Genomic DNA, 19,320 nt, shown 5'->3' on the forward strand with positions numbered 1-19,320 from the left:
TCGCGCCTTGGCGGCGAATTACAGCCGCAGGGGCCGCCCCGGCAGGGCGATCCAGACCCGTCCGGGGGCCGGTGTTTGCAGGAATTTGGGGCGCGGGGCCTGTCAGACGCCCAGTCAGACGCCCAGCCGGTCGCGCATCGCGTACCATGTCATCCCCAGCGTCAGCAGCGGCGCGCGCAGGAGCGGCCCGCCGGGAAAGGCCGGAGCGGGCAGGGCGGCAAAGGCATCGAACCCGGCGGATTGCCCCCGGATCGCCTCTGCCATCAATTTGCCCGCCTGCACCGCGTTGCCGACGCCGTGGCCGGAATAGCCCGAGGCGCTGAGGATGTTGGGCGCGACCCGTTCCAGATGTGGCAGACGTTTCAGCGTGATCGCCAGCGTGCCGCCCCAAGCATAGTCCAACGCCACGTCGCGCAGCGCCGGGAACACCTCTGTCATCGGTTTGCGCACGGTGGCGCGGATGTCGGCGGGAAAGCGATAGCCATAGCTTTCGCCGCCGCCGAACAGCAGGCGCTTGTCGGGCGACAGGCGAAAGTAATTGACGACAAAGCGGTCGTCGGACACGGCAACGTCCTGCGTCAGTACCTCTGCGGCGCGCGCGCCCAGCGGCTCGGTGGCGACGACGAAATTGTTGATCGGCATGACACGCGCCGCCACCCGCCGGTTCAGCCGCCCCAGATAGCCGTTGCAGGCCAGCACGACATGATCCGCCGTGATCCGCCCGGATTCTGTCTTGACGGTGGGTTTGGTCCCCTCGGTCACGTCCAGCACCAGACTGCGCTCAAATATCCGCGCGCCAGCGGCCTGCGCCGCCTGCGCCAGACCTTTGGCCAGCTTCAGCGGGTTCAGATGCCCCGCCCCCCGGTCGACAATCCCGCCGCGATACAGCGGTGAGGGGCAAAGCGCGGCAAACCCCTCCGGGTCCAGCGCCTCCAGCGGATAGCCATAGACCCGGTCCATATGCGCGGCGTAGTTGTGCAGGTCCCGCATCGACCCGGCCGAGGACCCGGCCCAGGCGATCCCCTCGCGCAGGTCACAGTCGATGCCATGCCGCGCAGCCAGATCGTGCACCAGCGCCTTGGCATCCTCGCCCAGATCCCACAGCACGCGGGCGGCGTCGCGCCCGACCATCTTTTCCAGCGTGATCTGATCCTGCCGCTGGCCTGAACCCAACTGGCCGCCATTGCGCCCCGACGCGCCAAAGCCCACGCGGTGCGCCTCGACCAGCACCACGTCCAGACCGGCCTCTGCCAGATGCAGCGCCGCCGACAGGCCGGTGTAGCCGCCGCCCACGACGCAGACATCGGCCCGCATCTCACCTTTTTGGATGGGGAAGGGGGGCAGGGGCGGCGTCACCGCCGCGTACCAGCTTTCGGGGTAGTCCCCGCGCCGGTCATTGCTGAACAAGAGGTTCACAGGGCCGCTCCGCGATCAGACGTTCAGCAGCAGGTGCTCACGCTCCCACGGCGAGATGACCTGCAGGAACTCATCGTATTCCGCCCGCTTGACGATCCCGTAGACTCGCGCGAACTCTGGCCCCAGAACCTCGTGCAGGGCGGTTGCCTCGTCGAAGATGTCCAACGCCTGACCCAGAACGCGCGGGATGTCGCCCTCGCCCTCATAGGCATCGCCCTTGAACTGTTTCGAGGGGCGGCGTTCCTCCATCAGGCCCAGATAGCCACAGGCCAGCGAGGCCGCGATGCCCAGATAGGGATTGCAGTCCATCCCGCCCAGCCGGTTCTCCACCCGCCGCGCCTCGGGGCCGGAAAGGGGAATGCGGATGCCGGTGGTGCGGTTGTCGCGCCCCCACTCCAGATTGATCGGCGCGGCGTGGTCCTTTACGTAGCGGCGATAGCTGTTCACATAGGGCGCCATGACCGCGATGGCCGAGGGCAGATGCGTCTGCAACCCGCCGATAAAGTGGAAAAACGCATCCGTCTCCCCGCCTTGCGGGCCGGAAAACAGGTTCTGCCCGGTCTCGATATCCAGCACCGAGTGGTGGATATGCATCGCGCTGCCCGGCTCATCGGCGATCGGCTTGGCCATGAAGGTGGCGAAACAATCGTGGCGCAGCGCCGCCTCGCGGATCAGCCGCTTGAAAAAGAACACCTCATCGGCCAGCTTGACCGGGCTGCCATGACGCAGGTTGATCTCCAACTGCCCGGCGCCGCCCTCCTGCGTGATGCCGTCAATCTCAAAGCCCTGCGCCTCGGCAAAATCATAGATGTCGTCGATCACCGGGCCGAACTCATCCACCGCCGTCATCGAATAGGCCTGTCGCGCGGCGGCAGGGCGGCCAGAGCGGCCCATCATCGGCTCGATATCCTTGGCCGGGTCGATGTTGCGCGCCACCAGATAGAATTCCATCTCCGGTGCGACCACCGGCTTCCACCCCTGCGCCTCGTACAGGGCTACCACCCGTTTCAGCACGTTGCGCGGGCTGAAAGGCACCGCCGTGCCGTGCCGGTCATAGGCGTCGTGGATCACCTGCAAGGTCCAGTCGCCGGTCCAGGGCGCGGCGGTCGCGGTGGTCATGTCGGGGCGCAAGACCATGTCGCGCTCGATAAACCCCTCGTCCGAGGCCGCCTCTCCCCAGTCGCCGGTGATGGTCTGGAAAAAAATCGAGTCCGGCAGGTGAAAATACGACTGGCGGGCAAACTTGGAGGCCGGAACCGCCTTGCCCCGCGCAATCCCTGGCAAGTCCGAGATGATGCACTCCACCTCGTCCAGACGCCGCCCCTCAAGGTAGGCATTGGCCGCTTCGGGCAGGTTTTCGGTCCAGTCGGTCTGGGCGCTCTTGTCCACGCTATGTCCTTTGCGTTTCAGGCGGCGCGCTCTGGCAACCGCTTGTGTTTCAGGAAGTGTATCAGGTCATCTATCAGTTCGGCGTTGTCCAGCGGCGTCTCGATCTCTGCCGCCGCCTGCGCCAGTAGCGGGTCCGGCACCACGCCGCGTCCGCGTTTGTCGATCAGACCCTTGGTAAAGGGGGCGTTGAATTCGGGATGCGGCTGCACCGTGTAGGCCTGACCGGGATACAGCAGCGCCGCATGGGTGCAAAAATCGCTGGAGGCCACGGTCTGCGCCCCTTCGGGTGGGGTGATCACCTGATCCTGATGCCATGCCATCACGGTCTTGGGGCCGCGCCCGGCAAAGTCATAGACCTGCGGGCCAATCGACCAGCCGCCGGGGAATTTGACAACCTCGCCCCCCAGCGCCTGCGCAATCACCTGATGGCCAAAGCAGATGCCAACCAGCGGTTTGCCCGCCGCCACGATCTGCCGGATAAAATCCTCCAGCGGCGGCAGCCACGGGTGGTCCTCATAGATACCGTGCCGCGATCCGGTGATCAGCCAGCCGTCAGCGGCCTCTGGTCCCGGCGGGAAGTCCCCGTTCACCACTGCCCATGTCTCAAACTCGAACCCTGCATGGGCCAGCCGGTCGATGAACATATCCGGATACTGGCCGTGGGTTTCGGCCAGTTCTGGCACCACGATCCCGGTCTGAAGAATACCGATCTTCATATGTCACCTATGTATTGGCGTATGACGAAAGCGTCCCAAGATCACACCGTATCCAGATAGATTTCCGTCTGTTCCGCCTTGGTCAACTCTTCCATGTCGCGCATTTCCTGCCGCTTGGTCAGCACCAGATTGCGGATCAACTCCTTGGGGAAGATGCGGGGCATATAGGGGCTGGCGTCAAAGGCGTCGATGGCCCCGCCCCAGTCGCGTGGAATATGCGGCAGGTCCTGATCATAGGCATTGCCGGTGATGCGCTCCGGCGGGGTGATCTTGTCCTCGATCCCCATCAGCGCCGCGCCAAGGATGGCCGCCAGCGCCAGATAGGGGTTCACGTCGCCACCGGCCACGCGATGTTCGATCCGCCGCGCCGCAGGCGGGCCAGAGGGCACGCGCACCGCCGCCGTGCGGTTGTCATAGGCCCAGCAGATCGCCGAGGGCGCGTGTGATCCCGGCACAATGCGATCATAGCTGTTGAGATGCGGCGCATAGATCAGCGCGCTGTCCGACAGCGCCGCGATACAGCCGCCAATGGCGTGCAGCAGCGCCTCGGTCCCTTCGGGGCCGCCGTTGTCAAAGATGTTCTTGCCGTCTTTGTCCAAAACGGAAAAATGCGCGTGCATCCCGTTGCCGGAATAATCGTCATAGGGTTTGGCCATGAAACTGGCGGCAAAGCCGTGTTTGCGCGCCAGGCCCTTGACCAGCGTCTTGAACAGCCACGCATCGTCTGCCGCCTTCAGCGGGTCGGCCTGATGCATCAGGTTGACCTCGAACTGGCCCAGTCCCGCCTCTGAGATCAGCGTATCGGCGGGAATGTCCATCACCTCACAGGCCTCGTAGAGGTCGGTGAAAAAGACGTCAAAGGTATCCAGCGCCCGGATCGACAGCACCTCGGCGGCATTGCGCCTCTTGCCGGTGCGCGGCGACACCGGCACCTGCAAGCGTCGCGCGCTGTCGTCGATCAAGTAGAATTCCAGCTCAACCGCGACCACAGGCGTCAGGCCCTTGTCGGCAAAGCGTTGCTGCACCGTGGCCAGCGCGTGACGCGGGTCGCCGCCATAGGGGCGACCGTCCTCATGGAACATCCAGATCGGCAGCAGGGCGCTGGGCGCTTCCAGCCACGGCATCGGAACAAAGCCGCGCTCTGTCGGGAACAGGATGGCGTCACGGTCGCCGCTGTCAAAGACCAGCGGGCTGTCCTCGATATCCTCTCCCCAGATATCGACATTCAGCGCCGAAAAGGGAAATCGGGTGCCATCGGTCAGCACCTTGATCGCGCTGGGGATGGGCATGCGCTTGCCGCGTGCGACGCCGTTCACGTCACAGGCAGCGGCTCGGATGGTGCGGATTTGCGGGCGGTCGTGCAGCCAGTCGGCGCTGGGGGCGGTCATTTGAGACTCGTATGTTTGAAATTTGATCAAATTCATATGCTAGCGGCGGCGATCCGGCAAGGGGGGCGTTGCGCGGGCGGCGGGCAAGCCGCCACAATGTCTGCAAAACGGGCGAAACCGTTGGCGCGTTTACGCCGCCATAAACGTCGCCGCCCGGTCCCGCACGTCCTGTGGCACCTCCACCGCGCGCCGGGTCTCCAGCGACAGCAGCACGCCTTTGAACGTCGCCTCAAACGACAGCGTCTCATCGGGGCACCGGTACAGCCGGTGCCGAAAGGTCATCGACTTGGTCCCGATCGCCACCACATCGGTCTCTACCCGCAACAGGTCACCCGCGTGCAGTTCGGCGCGGAAATCGCTCTCGGCATGGACCACCGCAAAGGACAGCCGCCGCCCGCTGCGCATGTCCGCAGGCGTCAGGCCCAGTTCCGCCTGAAGGGCAAAGACCGCATCCGAACAGGCCGCGAAATAGCGTGAGACATTCATGTGGCCCAGAAAGTCGCAATGCGACGGGTCGACGGCGGCGCGGTAGGTGGTCATGGCGGGCATGGGCGGCGTCTCCTGTGGGTGTCATCCGGCGCGGCGCGGGCCTTCGGGCGGCCACCGAATGATGGCTGTTTCCTAACGAGAGGTAAATTCGCCTCTGTAACCCCTCGATTTTACACAGGCCCAAAGCTGTCCATGCGTGGACACCCCCTAGCGCATCAGGTTCATCCGCAGCTTGATCCGCCCCCTCACATCCTGCGGAAGATGCCGGTTCAGACGCCGGTTCATCAGCCCGAACAGGCTGATGATCACCAGCGTCACAAGGACAAAATAGGCCGCAAGGATCGGGTAGGGCACGAAGGGATTAAAGGTCTTGTCGGCGAAATAGCTGGCATAATACAGCGCGTCCCCCTTTTGCCGCCACGCCGGAAAACCCGACAGATAGACCAGCGTGGTCGCATGAAACAGAAAGATCGCCTCGTTCGTATAGGCAGGCCACGCCAGCCGCAGCATGGTCGGCCAAGTGATCTTTCTGAATTTGGTCCAGCCCGCGAACCCATAAGCATCCGCCGCCTCCATGTCGCCCTTTGGGATCGACAGCAGCGCGCCGTAAAAGATCTCACCCGAATAGGCGGCGGTGTTCAGAAACAGCACAATCGCCGCGCCCAGCCAAGCGGCCGTGAACGGGTCAAAGATCGGCGAGACCGATTTCAGGCTGAGAAAGGCGAAATAGGCAAAGAAGAACTGGATGAACAGCGGGCTGCCCCGAAAGACAAAGATGAACCACTCGCTGAGTTTGCGCGCCAGCGGGTTCGCCGAGGCCTTGCCCAAGGCAACGGCGGTCGCGAGGAAGAACCCCGACACCAACGCGATCACCCCGAAGTAGACGTTCCAGATCATCCCTGACCCGATCAGCACCACCTGCTGACAGAGGGTAAAGTTCTCTTTCGGCAGCAAACGCTCGCCGATCCCGACAGAGCGCAGGCTATAGTCGGCGATGGTCTCCCAGCAGCTCATGCCGTTTTCCTTTGCGCTTCGCCGCCGGTGGTCGCCTGACCGTGGGTCAGTCGTTTCATGATCCGGTCAAGTGCCAGTTCAGACACCCGCGTGAACGCGAGGTAGAAGATCAGCAGCGCAAGGAAGTACCACATCCGCCAGTCGCCATGCGGATAGTCGGTAAAGCGCGGCGTCTTGGACCCGCCCAGTTCCCGCGCCCAATAAACGATATCCTCGACACCCAGCAGGAACAGCAGCGGCGTCGCCTTGATCAGCACCATCCACAGGTTGGACAAACCGGGCAGGGCAAAGACCCACATCTGCGGCACAAGGATGCGCCAGAAACATTGCCGCTGGTTCATGCCATAGGCTTCGGCTGTTTCCAGTTGCGCGCGTGGCACCGCCCGCATCGCGCCATACAGGACGTTGGCCGCAAACGCGCCAAAGACGATGGCAAAGGTCAGGACCGCAAGGAAGAATCCGTAGGTCTCATGCACCCATTGGGCCGAGTTGCCCAAGGGCAGCTTGGCCGCCGCACAGACGACAAAATCATTGCCCTGCCGGATCGGTTGATCCCACTCTGGGCATTTTATCTCATGCCGGATCCATTCAAAGAACTGGTCCAGCGCGATGACAAAGAACAGAAAGAACGCGATGTCCGGCACGCCGCGCACCACGGCGATATAGCCGCGCCCCAGCAGGTTCAGCGGCAGGAACCGCGACCGCGCCGCCGCCGCCCCGGCAAATCCGAAGGCCAGAGCCGATGGCGCAGTGATCGCCAGCAACAAAAGGACAGTGCCGACGGACCAATAGATCGCCATGTGCTTGCCCGTGGTCAGGTAGCAGGCCATCCAAGACACGCCTTCGAGCGTCGAGGGGTCAGCGCAGAAGTTGAACATGCCGGGCTGCTTTCTTGTCTGATCTGTCGGGAACCACCGGATTCGGAAGCGGTGATCCCATTTCTGCGTCCTTGGCCCGGTTTTTCCCCGTATCCCGGTGGGCGCAGGTCCTTACGCTGAAGTCATTCGATTGTTCATCGATGGAGGTCATTATGCCAGATGAATTTGTCTTCAAGAAACCCGTCGCCGTGGTCATCGACAACGGCTCCGGGATGTTTCAGCCGCCGATGCCCAGTTTTGAAGACCCGCTTTTGGGCAAGACGGGTCCGCCCGTTGTCTCCTACGCCTATTCCGATACCGGGTCGCTGGTTCCGGTCGCCTTCGAAGACCCGCTGCTTGGCAAGAGCCCGTCCCCGGTCTTTGAGGACCCGCTGCTTGGTTTCATGCCGCAGGGCTTTGAAGATCCGCTGCTGGGATAAAGGCCAAGGGACCGCACATTGCTGTGCGGTCCCGCGATTGCATCAGAAGGTTTCGCCGATTTCCCACTTGATGATCAACTCGTTCAGAGTGCCGTCGTCCTTCATGGACTGAATGGCCGCGTCGAACTTTTCACGCAGCTCGACATCGCTTTCGCGCAGGCCCATGCCGACGCCGCCGCCGATCAGGATATCGTCACCGGCAAAGGCAAGCTCTGCGTCTTCTTCGGCGATGGGGGCAAGATACGCCTTGTCGGCCAGAACCGCGTCGGCCTCACCGTTGCGGACAGCGGCGATGGTTTCATCCGGCGTGGCGAATTCCACCAGCGTGGCACCCATTTCGGCGATGTAGGAGGCCTGGATCGTGCCGGTCTGCGCGGCAAAGATGCCACCTTCCATGTCCAGTTCCGCACCCTCGGGGGCAAGGAACGACGACGGATCGGGCTGGGTGTAGTTCTGGGTGAAATCAATCACCTCGTCGCGTTCGTCGGTGATCGACATGCCCGCGATGATGGTGTCGTAGTTGCCCGAGACGAGGTTCGGAATGATCGAGTCCCACTCGTTGGTCACCCACTCGCAGGTCAGTTCGGCGCGCTTGCACAGCTCATCGCCCAACTCACGCTCAAACCCGTCGACTTCGCCGGCGTCGTTGATGAAGTTGTACGGCGCATAGGCCCCTTCGGTGCCCATCCGCACAACCGAATGGCTTTCCGCCCAGGCCGCACCCGCCAGCATGGCCAGCGCCGCCGTTCCCAACATAAGCTTTTTCATATCGTTACTCCCTGGTTCTTTGGCGGCTGGTTCGCCGCCTGTTTATCCGCAGGCCTTTGGCCTACGCGTGCACGGTCGACTTCAGGAACCCCTGTAGTCGCTCCGACTTGGGCGCACCGAAGAGTGTTTCCGGCGGCCCCTGTTCCTCGATCAGACCCTGATGCAGAAAGACCACGTGGTCACTCACATCCGAGGCCATCTTCATGTCGTGGGTCACGATCAGCATCGTGCGCCCCTCTTGCGCCAGCGATTTGATGACGCGGACAACTTCCTGTTCCAGTTCGGGGTCCAGCGCGCTGGTCGGCTCATCGAACAGCAGCGCCTCGGGTTCCATACACAGGGCGCGGGCGATGGCGGCGCGCTGTTGCTGGCCACCCGACAGTTGCGCGGGGTAGGCATCGCATTTGTCGCCGATCCCGACCTTGTCGAGATAGCCGCGCGCGGCGGCCTCTGATTCTGCCCGGTCACGGCCCAGAACGGTTACCGGCGCTTCCATGACGTTTTGCAGGATCGTCATGTGCGCCCAGAGGTTGAATTGCTGAAAGACCATCGACAGGTTGGTGCGGATGCGCAGCACCTGTTTGGCGTCCGCGGGGCGTCGATGATGTCCTGTGCCTTTCCAGTGCACCGGCTCTCCCTTGAACAGGATGTCGCCTTGCTGGCTGTCTTCTAGCAGGTTGCAGCAGCGCAAGAGCGTGGATTTTCCAGACCCGGACGACCCGATCAAAGAGACGACGTCCCCCTTGTGCGCTGTGATGTCCACGCCCTTGAGCACTTCGAGCGACCCATAGGCCTTGTGCAGGCCATTGATCTCTATGACGGGCTGGGTCGCCATGCATTTCCTGACTGTTGCTCAGATTTGCAACAGATTGGCGGCAAGACGGCAGGGTTGCAATCGCGAAATCGCCTCTGTGCGGTCAATGGGGGTCATGATGACGAAAGGTTAGGCGACGTCGCGCACCTGTGGGGGCGATGCGGGGATCGGTACGGCAAGATAGTCTTCGTTTCTGACCTGGGCCAGACCGACCGGCCCGCCCATCGCGGCGCGGGACTCGTCCGGGAGCGTCTCCAACGCCTCTGCCAATGCGGTGCGCAGGGGCAGGGGATCGTTACCAAGGGCGGTGATCAGCGCAAGGCCGGCGGTTGGTGTGCTGCGGTCGATCACCTGCAACGCGTCTGCGCTCGACGGGTCCAGCAGGCGCAGGATCCGCCATGTCACGGCATCGACATAGGCCAGATCCGCGCGGCCCTCGATCACCGCCGTCACAGAGGCGCGATGGCTGCCGGTTTCCAGATAGCTGGCAAAGGGCCGGCCGCGTGTCGACCCCCAGCCGGACTGGCTGTCGGGCTGGTTGAAGGCAAGCCGCATGTCGCCCTGATCGCGGGTGTCGTCGCGCCGGGCAAGCACAACTGAATGGTAAAATCCGGGCGGTGTATCCGGCAGCGCGTAGTCGAAAGAGGCCACATAAGTCACGCGCTCGCGCAGCCGGTCCCGGAACGGCAGCCCGCAGGTGTGCGACAGCATCAGGTCCGGGGCCATCCAGTGCGCATACCAGTCTTCGGGCAGGGCATCGGGGGTGGTCAGCGGTGGCAAGTCCGGCAGGCGTTGCTGCACCGCGTCCCAGAACAACGCCCAATGCGGCGCCGTCTCGCGCTGCCAGTACATCGGAAGGCTGGCGATCATCCGCGTTTCTCCACCCGGCGCCGCGCAAGGGCGCTGTCGCGGTCGTTGACACCCAGCAGGTTGGACACCAGACGCAGCAGCGCGTCCTCTTCGGCCTCGCGCACGCCATCGGCAAGGACAACCTGCCAGAGCGCCTCGATCACGCCGATACGTTCCTCATAGGGGACCGCATCCTTGATCGCGCGGGTAAAGCGCACGGTGTCGGGGGCCTCGGCCTCCAGCGTTTCGGCGTCGCTGCGCAGTCGGGCGGCCTCGAACGGCGACAGGGCGTAGCGGGCGGCGGCGATGCGGTCGATCCGCGCCTTTTCGGCCTCGTCAAAGTCGCCGTCGGAACGGGCGACCCGCACCAGAAGGGCGGTCAGCGCAAGGCGGGCATCCGCATCGGGCAATTGGGCGGGCTCTGGCGCGGTCAGGCGCTTGAGGAAATCTGCGAACATATCGGTGATATAGGCCCAGGCGGCGGCGGGTACAAACCCTCAGGGGATCACGGCGGCGCTGCGCGCGGCGTCGTTGTCGGCGGGGGCCACGCCAAGCGCGTCTTCGACCAACTGGACAAGCGCCGCCTCGCGGGCATCGGTGATCCCGTCGGCCCATGCCACCTGCCACAGCGCCTGCACCGTCTCGACCCGGTGGGCATAGTCGACATTCTCGCGGATCAGCGCCGACATGCGGGCGTCATCGGTGATCTCATGGGCCAACCGCTCACAGGTGGCGCGCATCTTGGCCGCCTCGACCGGGTTGAGGCCGAAAGCCTTCGACAAGGTGCGGTCGATCTGGCTGATCTCCTCGAAGAGATAGGTGTTGTCGGCCCGGGCGACCCGCACCAGCAGCGTCCCCAGCGCCAGCTTGGCGTCGGGTTCCGGCAGCGGTTCCGGTTTGCGCGGACCGTGGTGGAAAAAGGTTTTCAAACGCTCAAACATGGGCGGCACTCCGCAGGGTTTGGCTTTGGTTAACACGGTCGGCGCAACGGCGTCACGCGCCTCATGCGCCGCGTTTCGCGAATTGCGCCGACAGTGTTTTCAGCGCCGCGTCCAGCCCCCAGGGCGGGTTCACGACGAACAGGCCAGAGCCGGTCATCCGGTGCCCTTCGCGCGCCGGGGGAAAGGTGACCTCGTGGCGCAGCCCGTCCGGGAAATGGTCCTGCAAGACGCGCAGCATGGGGGCATGGGGCGCGTCGGTCAGCAGCGGATACCAGAGAATCATGACGCCGACGTTCCATTTCCGCGCCACCTGCGCCATCGCCTTGGGGACCGTGACGTAGTCGGTCTTGACCTCCCAGCTGGGATCGATCAGCAGCAGGCCCCGGCGCGGATCGGGGGGGCAGAGGCTCTGGATCAGGGCAAAGCCGTCCTCGTGATAGACCCGCGTATTGGGCGCGCGCACCGACTGTTTCAGGGTGGCGTGTTCCTGCGGGTGGAGTTCGGCGAGGTGTAGCCTGTCGGTCTCGCGCAGCAGGCTTTGGGCGATTAGGGGGGAGCCGGGATAGGCGGTGTCGCCGTGGGTGTCCTGCACATGGGCCAGCGCGCGGGAATAGGGGTGATCCGGGGCGAACCATGCGGAGGCGAGGGTAATCCCCTTGGCGGCCTCTCCGGTTTTTTGCGCCTCGGTGCCCGAGAGATCGTAGAGGCCCCGGCCGGCGTGGGTCTCGATATAGGTGATCGGCTTGGGCTTATGGGTGAGGTAATCAAGGCACCAGGCGAGGGCCGCGTGCTTGTGGACGTCGGCGAGGTTTCCGGCGTGATAGGCGTGTTGATAGGACAGCATGGGCCTCGGGTAAGGGCTTGGGCCGTCACTGGCAAGTGGGATCGGGCGGATGGGGTAGTGTTTTCGGGGGTGTCCACGCGTGGACAGCTTTGTGGGTGTGTAAAATCAAGGGGTTACAGAGGCGTTTTCAGGTTTCATTAAGGAGTCGGGGGTGGCAGTGGTGCCGCGTGGTGGGTTGAAAACCCACCCTACGGGCGCTTGGTGGATGGGCAGGTTATCGCTGTAGTGGCCGCCACGCAGGGGTGTTTTCCCATGACGTGACGGCCCAAGGGGGGGTGATGTCAGCCGCGCCGGACGCTATCGACCATCAGCATCTTTTCCGCCTTCTTTTCAGCGCGGCCGCGCCATGCGGGATACGCAAGGAAGGGGGCTACGAAAAACCCGATAATCAAAAAATTGAGTAGAAAAACGATCAGCGCGCGGCCCCAAAAGCCATGAACGGCGAAATAGATCGGGCCGAACAGGAAGGCCCAAAGCCAGCTTGCGCCGGTTGAGTCGTCGAAGGTGTCGGCGAGCACGCCAGCCTCAGCCTTGTTGGCTGCGGCCTCTTTCTGGAGACGGTGTACGCGGTCGATGGAAGTGGTGTCAGTCATGGGCTACCTCATTGAACACGCTCAGGTTTGCGCGGGTTTGGAGGTTCTGCAATTCCGTTTTGCCGACAAGTTTCAGTTCATCGCGGTGGGGGTGTGGGGTGGTTTTAATCGGGCTTTAAGCGGTGTGTTGCTTGTGGTGAGGGATTCGCAGGTGGTTTTGAGGGCGCGCGGTGGGTTGAAAACCCACCCTACGGGGCCAGTCAATCGCGAAGCTCCCGGGTGCGAAATCAAGGTCGAAGGCCGCCGCGCCAGCGTCATGCTGGAAGCATGCCTCTGGCATGACCCGCCCCTCGGGGCGGCGCTTTGGACAGGTCTGGTCTGAGCCTCTGAGTTCTTTCGGATGTGGCGCGATAAAGCGCATCCGGTCCGGCGTTGCAGCGCCACCCCGCGGGTCGGGGCTGGAGCGGCTTGGGATGGAGGCCGCATGACTGACTTTGCTTAGATTTGTGCTTCATCAGGACTTCCGACCAAAGCTCTAGCAACAGCAAAATTACCAAGCTTTATCCGCGTCGAACGCTGTCCAGCATCAACATATTCTCGGCTTTCTTTTTTGCCCGCTCACGCCAAGCCGGATAGGCAAGAAACGGCGCTACAAAAATGCCAATAATGAAAAAGCTCAGGACCAGCACAATAGCAGCACGACCCCAGAAGCCGTGAACGGCGAAGTAAAGGGGGCCAAAGAGAAAAGCCCATAGCCAACTTGCGCCGGTTGAATCATCGAATGTTTCAGCCAGAATCTCAGCCTCTGCCTTGTTGGCAATAGCTTCTCTTTGTATTCTTTGAACTCGATCCAGAGATGAGTTGTCGGTCATGTCATTTTGTCCCTCAAATTAATTGCCAATTAGGTTGCACAAATTCTGGGGGCACGCAATTTCGATTTTCGAAACTATTGCAATCGTTCTGGAACGAGTAAAGATGAGGGAAGCTCGATAAAAAATTTTCCCTTACACCAACCGACTGACATCCTTCGCCGCCCGCACAAAGTCCCTGAAAAGCGGATGCGGGTCAAAGGGTTTCGACTTTAGCTCGGGGTGGAACTGGACGCCGATGAACCACGGGTGGTCGGGCCATTCGACGATCTCGGGCAGGCGGCCGTCGGGGGACATGCCGGAAAAGCGCAGGCCGCAGGTCTCTAGCTGATCCTTGTACTTGATGTCGACCTCGTAGCGGTGGCGGTGGCGTTCGTCGATGGCGGTTGTGCCGTAGACCTGCGCCACCTTGGACCCCTCGGTCAGCACCGCGTCATAGGCGCCAAGGCGCATGGTGCCGCCTTTGGCGTCGTCGGGGCGGCGGTTGACCTTTTCGTTGCCCTGCACCCATTCCTTGAGGTGGTAAACGACAGGTTCAAAACGCTTTTCGCCGGATTCGTGGTCAAATTCCTCTGACCCGGCCTTGGTGACGCCGGCGACATTGCGCGCCGCCTCGATCACCGCCATTTGCATGCCAAGGCAGATGCCCAGATAGGGCACCTTATGTTCGCGGGCGAATTGCGCGGCCTTGATCTTGCCCTCTGTGCCGCGCTCACCAAAGCCGCCGGGCACCAGAATGGCATCGTATTTCTCTAGGTAGGGGGCAGGGTCTTCGCCCTCGAATGTTTCGGCGTCCACCCATTCCACGTTGACCTTGACCCGGTTGGCCATGCCGCCGTGGGTCAGCGCCTCTGCGATGCTCTTGTAGGCGTCTTCAAGCTGGACGTATTTGCCGACGATGGCGACGGTGACCTCGCCCTCGGGGTTGTGGATACGGTCGCTGACGTCTTCCCATTTGGTCAGGTCGGGCTTGGGCGCGGGGCTGATCTGAAAGGCGTCAAGGACGGCCTGATCCATGCCCTCACGGTGGTAGGCCAGCGGCGCGTCGTAGATCGACGACAGGTCTTGTGCCGCGATGACTGCATCGGGGCGAACGTTGCAGAAGAGGGCGAGTTTTTCGCGTTCCTTCTGGGGGATCGGACCCTCTGAGCGGCAGACAAGGATGTCCGGCGCCAGACCGATGGAGCGGAGTTCCTTGACCGAGTGCTGCGTCGGCTTGGTCTTCAGCTCACCGCTGGCCTTGATGAAGGGCAGCAGGGTGAGGTGCATAAAGATACACTGACCGCGCGGTTTGTCCTGACTGAACTGGCGGATGGCCTCGAAGAAGGGCAGCCCCTCGATGTCGCCCACGGTGCCGCCGATTTCGCAGAGCATGAAATCGACCTCGTCTTCGCCGATCGAGATGAAATTCTTGATCTCGTCGGTGACGTGGGGGATCACCTGAATGGTTTTGCCAAGGTAATCGCCGCGCCGCTCTTTTTCCAACACGTTGGTGTAAACGCGGCCCGAGGAGATAGAGTCGGTCTTGCGCGCGGGGACACCGGTGAAGCGTTCGTAATGGCCAAGGTCCAGATCGGTTTCGGCGCCATCGTCGGTGACAAAGACCTCACCGTGTTCAAAGGGCGACATGGTGCCGGGGTCGACGTTCAGGTAGGGGTCCAGCTTGCGCAGGCGGACCGAAAAGCCGCGCGCCTGCAGCAGGGACCCGAGGGCCGCCGAGGCCAGACCCTTGCCAAGCGAAGACACAACGCCGCCAGTGATGAAGATAAAGCGTGCCATGTGGGCGATCCCGTGATTTTGCCTGTCGTACCGGCGTTTTGATCCTGACCCACAACGTATCCGGATCTGGGGTCCGGGTGGGGCCAATTCATGCTCTCCCGCTGCCAGATTGGCAGCAGCATCACGGGATTAAACCGATAGCGGATTCGGAAAGATTTGTCCAGCCAACCGCAAGATGCTGTTGCGGTTGGTGAAAGTTATGCAAACCCTAGTGGGGTGTGTGTCAGTCGGCGCGCGGCACCAGCGGCGCGTCGGGATCCGAGTCATCGGCGGGCGGCGGAATCAGCGCGCTGGGGTCGATGCCATCGAGGCCGGGGGCCGGTGCGTCGGCAGAGGCGGGCGCGGAGGTGCCCAGCCGGTCGAGGATCGACGTGCCCGCGGCGTTGCGCGCCGAGATGACGGTCAGCGTGATCGAGGTCACGATAAAGGCCACGGCGAGAATCCAGGTCAGTTTGCCCAGAGCGGTCAGCGGCGCGCGCTGGCTCATGGCGCCACCGCCGCCGATCCCCAGCCCACCGCCTTCGCTGCGCTGGAGGAGCACGACGCCGATCAGGCCAAGGGCCAGAAGCAGGTGCACGATGAGGATGACGTTTTCCATGGGGCCAGCGCCTTTCGGTCGGTTTCGGGGTCATTTAGGCGAAGGTGAAGGGCGGTGCAAGCGACGAAACTGTTTGGCGGGTGGCAGGTGGCTCTGTTTGGCCTGCGGCCAAAGGCGCCCACCCGCCAACCCCGACGCTGTGTCACTGGTCTGGCGGGGTCTGTGCCGGGGATGCGTTACGGCGCGGCGGAACCCCGAGAGAGAGGCAGCCGGTTGGGGCCTGAGGCGTGCCAGCGTGGCAGATCACGCACCAGGCGTTGCCGGGAATGCAGCAGTTGACCACGGCGGAGGTGTCGATACCGGCGCGGGGGGTGCCTCGGGCGTCTGTGCATATGTCGCGCAATGCGGCGCCCTGTGACGGCGTGAGGTCGAACACGACAACCGCCGAGGCGGGCGTTGCGCATATGACAAGCGTCAAAAGGGCTGCGGCGTGGAAGAGTCTGGACATGTCCTGGGCCTCCTTTGGCATCCTGTCCTGGCAGACTGGCAAAGGAGGGGGCATCTGTCACGGTGCGTTTTGCGGCCGGGTGGGACGTGGCGGGGCGGCCTGGAGCACCTATTTTCCCGTCAGCGGTCCGCGTGCGCCCCCTTGTCCGTTCAGACCGGGCAGGGCAAGCTGTTGTGCATGCCCCATGATCATGCAGACGATGCCCCGCCCCACAGCCTGTTGCCGCCTGAGCCTGCATTGCGGGTCAGGGCGCTGGAGACCTTGTTGACCCGCAAGGGGCTGGTCGATCCGGCGGCGATGGATGAGATCATCGAGACCTACGCGCACAAGGTGGGGCCGCGCAACGGGGCCGCGGTGGTGGCGCGGGCCTGGGTCGATGCGGATTTCCGCGGGCGGTTGCTGGCGGATGCGACGGCGGCGGTGGCGGAGATGGGATTCGCCGGGCGGCAGGGAGAGCATATGGTGGCGGTGGAGAACACGGCGGACCAGCACAACATGGTCGTCTGTACGCTGTGCTCTTGTTATCCGTGGCCGCTGCTGGGCATTCCGCCGGGGTGGTACAAATCCGATGCCTACCGGGCGCGGGCGGTGCGCGAACCGCGCGCCGTGTTGGCGGAGTTCGGCGTGACCCTGCCAGAGGGGCAGCGCGTGCGGGTTTGGGATTCGACCGCCGAGGTGCGGTACTTGGTGCTACCGATGCGGCCGGATGGGACCGAGGGGCTGGATGAGGCGGCTTTGGCGGAATTGATCAGTCGCGATGCGATGATCGGCACCGCGCTGGTGGAGGCTCCGGCATGAGCCGGGTGCATGACATGGGCGGGCGGTATGGCGATGGGCCGGTGATGCCCGCGCCCGAAGAGTCTCCGGTCTTTACGCAGGAGTGGCACGGGCGGGCGCTGGCGCTGACCCTTGCGGCGGGGGCGTTGGGGCAGTGGAACCTTGATATTTCGCGGCACGCGCGCGAGTGTCTGTCGCCCAGCGACTACATGGCGTTTTCCTACTATGAAAAGTGGCTGGCGGGGCTGGCCGATCTTTTGGTGGCGCGCGGCGTTGTCACGCGCGCGGAACTGGCAGGGGCGGCACCTGCGGCCTCAACGCTGACAGACCGGCGTTTGCAGCCCGAGGCGGTGGCAGGCGCCTTGGCGCGGGGCGGACCGGCGTCGCGCGACGGGCCTGCGCCGCGTTTTGCCAAAGGCGACAGGGTGCGAACCCGGCACCCCGCACGCAACGTGATGGTGGACGGAGGGCATACCCGCCTGCCGGGCTATGCGGCTGGGCTGGTGGGAACGGTTGAGTTGCTGCACGGCTGTCACGTCTTCCCCGATGCCAATGCGCATGATCTGGGCGAGCGGCCAGAGCCGCTGTACACGGTTGTCTTTGACGCGGGCGAGGTCTGGGGCGCGGCGGAGTCCCCCGGCGATACGGTCAGTTGCGATCTCTGGGAAAGCTATCTGGAGCCGGTGGCATGAGCGCGCCCGCGCCGGTATTCGAGGCCCCTTGGCACGCAGAGGCGTTTGCCATTGCGGTCGCGCTGGAGGCGGGCGGGGCGTTTACGTGGCCGGAATGGACGCAGGTTTTTGGCGCGGTGTTGGCCGAACATGGCGCGGCCAGGGATCTGGACGGCGGCGATGACTATTTCCACGCCTGGGTCGCGGCGCTGGAGCGGATCTGCGCAGCAAAAGGGATTGCCGGGGCCGACGATCTGGCGGCGCTGCGGCAAGAGTGGGAGCGCGCCTATCTGTCGACCCCGCATGGCGCGCCGGTGCGCATCGACGCCTAGCCGACGCGCTGCCCGCCCACATAGGTCGCTGCAATGGCGCGGTCGTCGCCCATCATGATGGTGGGAAAGAGCGCCTCCCACAGGTCATTGGCGCGCGCGCTGCGTTGGGCGATGGCAGGGGTAGAGGCGAGGTCCAGCGCGATGAAATCCGCCTCTGTCCCCGGAGCCAACGTGCCGATCCGGTGATCCAGCCGCAGCGCGCGGGCAGACCCCTCTGTCGCCAGCCAGATCAGTTCGGCGGGGTGCAGGGCGCGGCCGCGCAACTGGGCGATTTCATAGGCCGAGGCCATGCTGCGCAGCATGGAAAACGACGACCCGCCGCCGGTGTCCGTGGCCAGCCCGATGCGGTGTCCGTCGCGCGTCAGCCCGTCCATGTCGAACAGGCCCGAGCCGATGAAGGTATTGGAGGTCGGGCAATGGATCAGTGCGGCCCCGACCTCTTGCAGGCGATGCGCCTCGCGCGGTTCAAGGTGGATGGCGTGACCATACAGGCCATTTGCGCCCAGCAGGCCGGCACGCTCGTAGGTATCAAGGTAATCGCGCGCCTCGGGGAACAGGGATTTCACCCAAGCGATCTCATCCACCTGTTCGCTGAGGTGGGTCTGCATCAGGCAATCGGGATATTCGGCCCAGAGCGTGCCAAGCGCCTGTAGCTGCGCGGGTGAAGAGGTGGGCGAAAAGCGCGGCGTGATGACATAGGACAGGCGGTCCTGCCCGTGCCAGCGGGTCAGCAGCGCCTTGCTGTCGTCATAGGCGCTTTGCACGCTGTCGCGTAGCCCCTCTGGCGCGTTGCGGTCCATGCAGGTCTTGCCGCCCAGCACCCGCATCCCGCGCGCGCTGGCCGCCTGAAACAGCGCGTCGACCGATCCGGGGTGGATGGTGCAATAGCTGCACACGGTGGTGGTGCCATTGGCCAGCAGCAGGTCGAGGTAACGGCCCGCGATGTCCGCCGCATAGGCCGGATCGCCAAAGCGCATTTCCTCTGGAAAGGTATAGCTGTTGAGCCAGTCGATCAGCCGCTTGCCCCAACTGGCGATCATGGCGGTCTGCGGATAATGGGCGTGCGCGTCGATGAACCCCGGCAGCAGCAGGGCCGCGCCGTGATCGGTGACGCTGGCATAGTCGCCCTTGCGCAGGGCGTCGGCCTCTTCCAAGGCGGCGACCACGCCATCCTCGACCACCAGCGCGCCTTGGCGGCTGTGACGGGCGGCGTCGAGCCCGTCGTGGAACGGGTCGCCGGTAAAGGTCAGCGTCTGACCAAGGTGCAGGTGCCTTTTGCTCATGCAGCAAAGCCTAGGCGCGGTTGAGAAAAAGGTAAATCTCTGATGCCCCCCTGTCGCCCGCTCTGCGCATGACTTATTGTCGGGGCAAAGCAGGTTGAGGGCACA

23 protein-coding genes are annotated in these 19,320 nt (G+C 63.7%); 5 read left to right on the top strand and 18 right to left on the bottom strand.

The window, feature by feature from the left end; all coding sequences use genetic code 11:
• Positions 1-114: 114 nt before the first annotated feature.
• The 7 genes from VOI21_RS16540 to VOI21_RS16570 form a co-directional block, all read right to left on the bottom strand.
• Positions 115-1,416, bottom strand: a complete 1,302-nt coding sequence (locus VOI21_RS16540; RefSeq protein WP_323771049.1) for an FAD-binding oxidoreductase — start codon at positions 1,414-1,416, stop codon at positions 115-117.
• Positions 1,417-1,431: 15 nt separating this feature from the next.
• The gene (locus VOI21_RS16545; RefSeq protein ID WP_323771050.1) at positions 1,432-2,805 is read right to left on the bottom strand and encodes a glutamine synthetase family protein; all 1,374 of its coding nucleotides are present in this window, start codon (positions 2,803-2,805) and stop codon (positions 1,432-1,434) included.
• 17 nt (positions 2,806-2,822) lie between these two features.
• On the bottom strand, positions 2,823-3,521 hold the full coding sequence (locus tag VOI21_RS16550; RefSeq protein ID WP_323771051.1) for a type 1 glutamine amidotransferase: 699 nt from the start codon (positions 3,519-3,521) through the stop codon (positions 2,823-2,825).
• A gap of 41 nt (positions 3,522-3,562) precedes the next feature.
• Positions 3,563-4,909 (bottom strand): glutamine synthetase family protein, encoded by a 1,347-nt coding sequence (locus tag VOI21_RS16555; RefSeq protein WP_323771052.1) that lies wholly within the window; start codon positions 4,907-4,909, stop codon positions 3,563-3,565.
• A 129-nt stretch (positions 4,910-5,038) separates the two neighbouring features.
• Positions 5,039-5,458, bottom strand: coding sequence for a thioesterase family protein (locus VOI21_RS16560; protein ID WP_323771053.1), 420 nt, complete (start codon positions 5,456-5,458; stop codon positions 5,039-5,041).
• 147 nt (positions 5,459-5,605) lie between these two features.
• Positions 5,606-6,412 (bottom strand): ABC transporter permease subunit, encoded by an 807-nt coding sequence (locus VOI21_RS16565; RefSeq protein WP_323771054.1) that lies wholly within the window; start codon positions 6,410-6,412, stop codon positions 5,606-5,608.
• Positions 6,409-7,290, bottom strand: a complete 882-nt coding sequence (locus VOI21_RS16570; RefSeq protein ID WP_323771055.1) for an ABC transporter permease — start codon at positions 7,288-7,290, stop codon at positions 6,409-6,411. Before VOI21_RS16570 ends, VOI21_RS16565 begins: the two co-directional genes overlap by 4 nt.
• A gap of 152 nt (positions 7,291-7,442) precedes the next feature.
• On the opposite strand from VOI21_RS16570, the gene VOI21_RS16575 reads away from it, so the two are divergent.
• On the top strand, positions 7,443-7,709 hold the full coding sequence (locus tag VOI21_RS16575; RefSeq protein ID WP_323771056.1) for a hypothetical protein: 267 nt from the start codon (positions 7,443-7,445) through the stop codon (positions 7,707-7,709).
• 42 nt (positions 7,710-7,751) lie between these two features.
• On the opposite strand, the gene VOI21_RS16580 is transcribed toward VOI21_RS16575, so the two are convergent.
• The 7 genes from VOI21_RS16580 to VOI21_RS16610 all read right to left on the bottom strand — a co-directional run bounded on the left by VOI21_RS16580 (position 7,752) and on the right by VOI21_RS16610 (position 12,518).
• Entirely contained in the window at positions 7,752-8,477 is a 726-nt protein-coding gene (locus VOI21_RS16580) for a transporter substrate-binding domain-containing protein (RefSeq protein ID WP_323771057.1), read from the bottom strand.
• Positions 8,478-8,538: 61 nt separating this feature from the next.
• A complete protein-coding gene (locus VOI21_RS16585; protein ID WP_323771058.1) occupies positions 8,539-9,312 on the bottom strand; it encodes an ABC transporter ATP-binding protein in 774 nt (257 codons plus the stop codon).
• Positions 9,313-9,420: 108 nt separating this feature from the next.
• A complete protein-coding gene (locus VOI21_RS16590; protein ID WP_323771059.1) occupies positions 9,421-10,161 on the bottom strand; it encodes a phosphate/phosphite/phosphonate ABC transporter substrate-binding protein in 741 nt (246 codons plus the stop codon).
• On the bottom strand, positions 10,158-10,598 hold the full coding sequence (locus VOI21_RS16595) for a TerB family tellurite resistance protein (RefSeq protein WP_323771060.1): 441 nt from the start codon (positions 10,596-10,598) through the stop codon (positions 10,158-10,160). Before VOI21_RS16595 ends, VOI21_RS16590 begins: the two co-directional genes overlap by 4 nt.
• 39 nt (positions 10,599-10,637) lie before the next feature.
• Positions 10,638-11,081, bottom strand: a complete 444-nt coding sequence (locus tag VOI21_RS16600; protein WP_323771061.1) for a TerB family tellurite resistance protein — start codon at positions 11,079-11,081, stop codon at positions 10,638-10,640.
• A gap of 61 nt (positions 11,082-11,142) precedes the next feature.
• A complete protein-coding gene (locus VOI21_RS16605; RefSeq protein ID WP_323771062.1) occupies positions 11,143-11,925 on the bottom strand; it encodes a 23S rRNA (adenine(2030)-N(6))-methyltransferase RlmJ in 783 nt (260 codons plus the stop codon).
• 281 nt (positions 11,926-12,206) lie between these two features.
• Positions 12,207-12,518 (bottom strand): DUF2628 domain-containing protein, encoded by a 312-nt coding sequence (locus VOI21_RS16610; protein ID WP_323771063.1) that lies wholly within the window; start codon positions 12,516-12,518, stop codon positions 12,207-12,209.
• Here VOI21_RS16610 and VOI21_RS16615 point away from each other — a divergent pair.
• Positions 12,517-12,840 carry a hypothetical protein gene (locus tag VOI21_RS16615; RefSeq protein WP_323771064.1) on the top strand — a complete coding sequence of 108 codons (324 nt, stop codon included), beginning with the start codon at positions 12,517-12,519 and terminating at the stop codon, positions 12,838-12,840. The two genes, VOI21_RS16610 and VOI21_RS16615, sit on opposite strands and share 2 nt — an antisense overlap.
• Before the next feature lie 178 nt (positions 12,841-13,018).
• On the opposite strand, the gene VOI21_RS16620 is transcribed toward VOI21_RS16615, so the two are convergent.
• From VOI21_RS16620 to secG, 3 genes are all read right to left on the bottom strand, one after another.
• Entirely contained in the window at positions 13,019-13,330 is a 312-nt protein-coding gene (locus VOI21_RS16620) for a DUF2628 domain-containing protein (RefSeq protein WP_323771065.1), read from the bottom strand.
• Positions 13,331-13,462: 132 nt separating this feature from the next.
• The gene (locus VOI21_RS16625; RefSeq protein WP_323771066.1) at positions 13,463-15,106 is read right to left on the bottom strand and encodes a CTP synthase; all 1,644 of its coding nucleotides are present in this window, start codon (positions 15,104-15,106) and stop codon (positions 13,463-13,465) included.
• A gap of 223 nt (positions 15,107-15,329) precedes the next feature.
• Entirely contained in the window at positions 15,330-15,704 is a 375-nt protein-coding gene (gene secG / locus VOI21_RS16630) for a preprotein translocase subunit SecG (protein ID WP_323771067.1), read from the bottom strand.
• 625 nt (positions 15,705-16,329) lie between these two features.
• Here secG and nthA point away from each other — a divergent pair.
• The 3 genes from nthA to VOI21_RS16645 are packed head-to-tail and all read left to right on the top strand — an operon-like array spanning position 16,330 to position 17,932.
• On the top strand, positions 16,330-16,950 hold the full coding sequence (gene nthA / locus VOI21_RS16635; protein WP_323771068.1) for a nitrile hydratase subunit alpha: 621 nt from the start codon (positions 16,330-16,332) through the stop codon (positions 16,948-16,950).
• Positions 16,947-17,621 (top strand): nitrile hydratase subunit beta, encoded by a 675-nt coding sequence (gene nthB, locus VOI21_RS16640; RefSeq protein WP_323771069.1) that lies wholly within the window; start codon positions 16,947-16,949, stop codon positions 17,619-17,621. Before nthA ends, nthB begins: the two co-directional genes overlap by 4 nt.
• Positions 17,618-17,932 (top strand): nitrile hydratase accessory protein, encoded by a 315-nt coding sequence (locus VOI21_RS16645; protein ID WP_323771070.1) that lies wholly within the window; start codon positions 17,618-17,620, stop codon positions 17,930-17,932. The genes nthB and VOI21_RS16645 overlap by 4 nt, the downstream gene beginning before the upstream one ends.
• Here VOI21_RS16645 and guaD read toward each other — a convergent pair.
• The gene (gene guaD / locus VOI21_RS16650) at positions 17,929-19,215 is read right to left on the bottom strand and encodes a guanine deaminase (protein ID WP_323771071.1); all 1,287 of its coding nucleotides are present in this window, start codon (positions 19,213-19,215) and stop codon (positions 17,929-17,931) included. The genes VOI21_RS16645 and guaD overlap by 4 nt on opposite strands.
• Between the last annotated feature and the right edge of the window lie 105 nt (positions 19,216-19,320).

It is taken from the genome of Antarctobacter sp. (assembly GCF_034670325.1).
Classification (GTDB): Bacteria; Pseudomonadota; Alphaproteobacteria; order Rhodobacterales; family Rhodobacteraceae; genus Antarctobacter.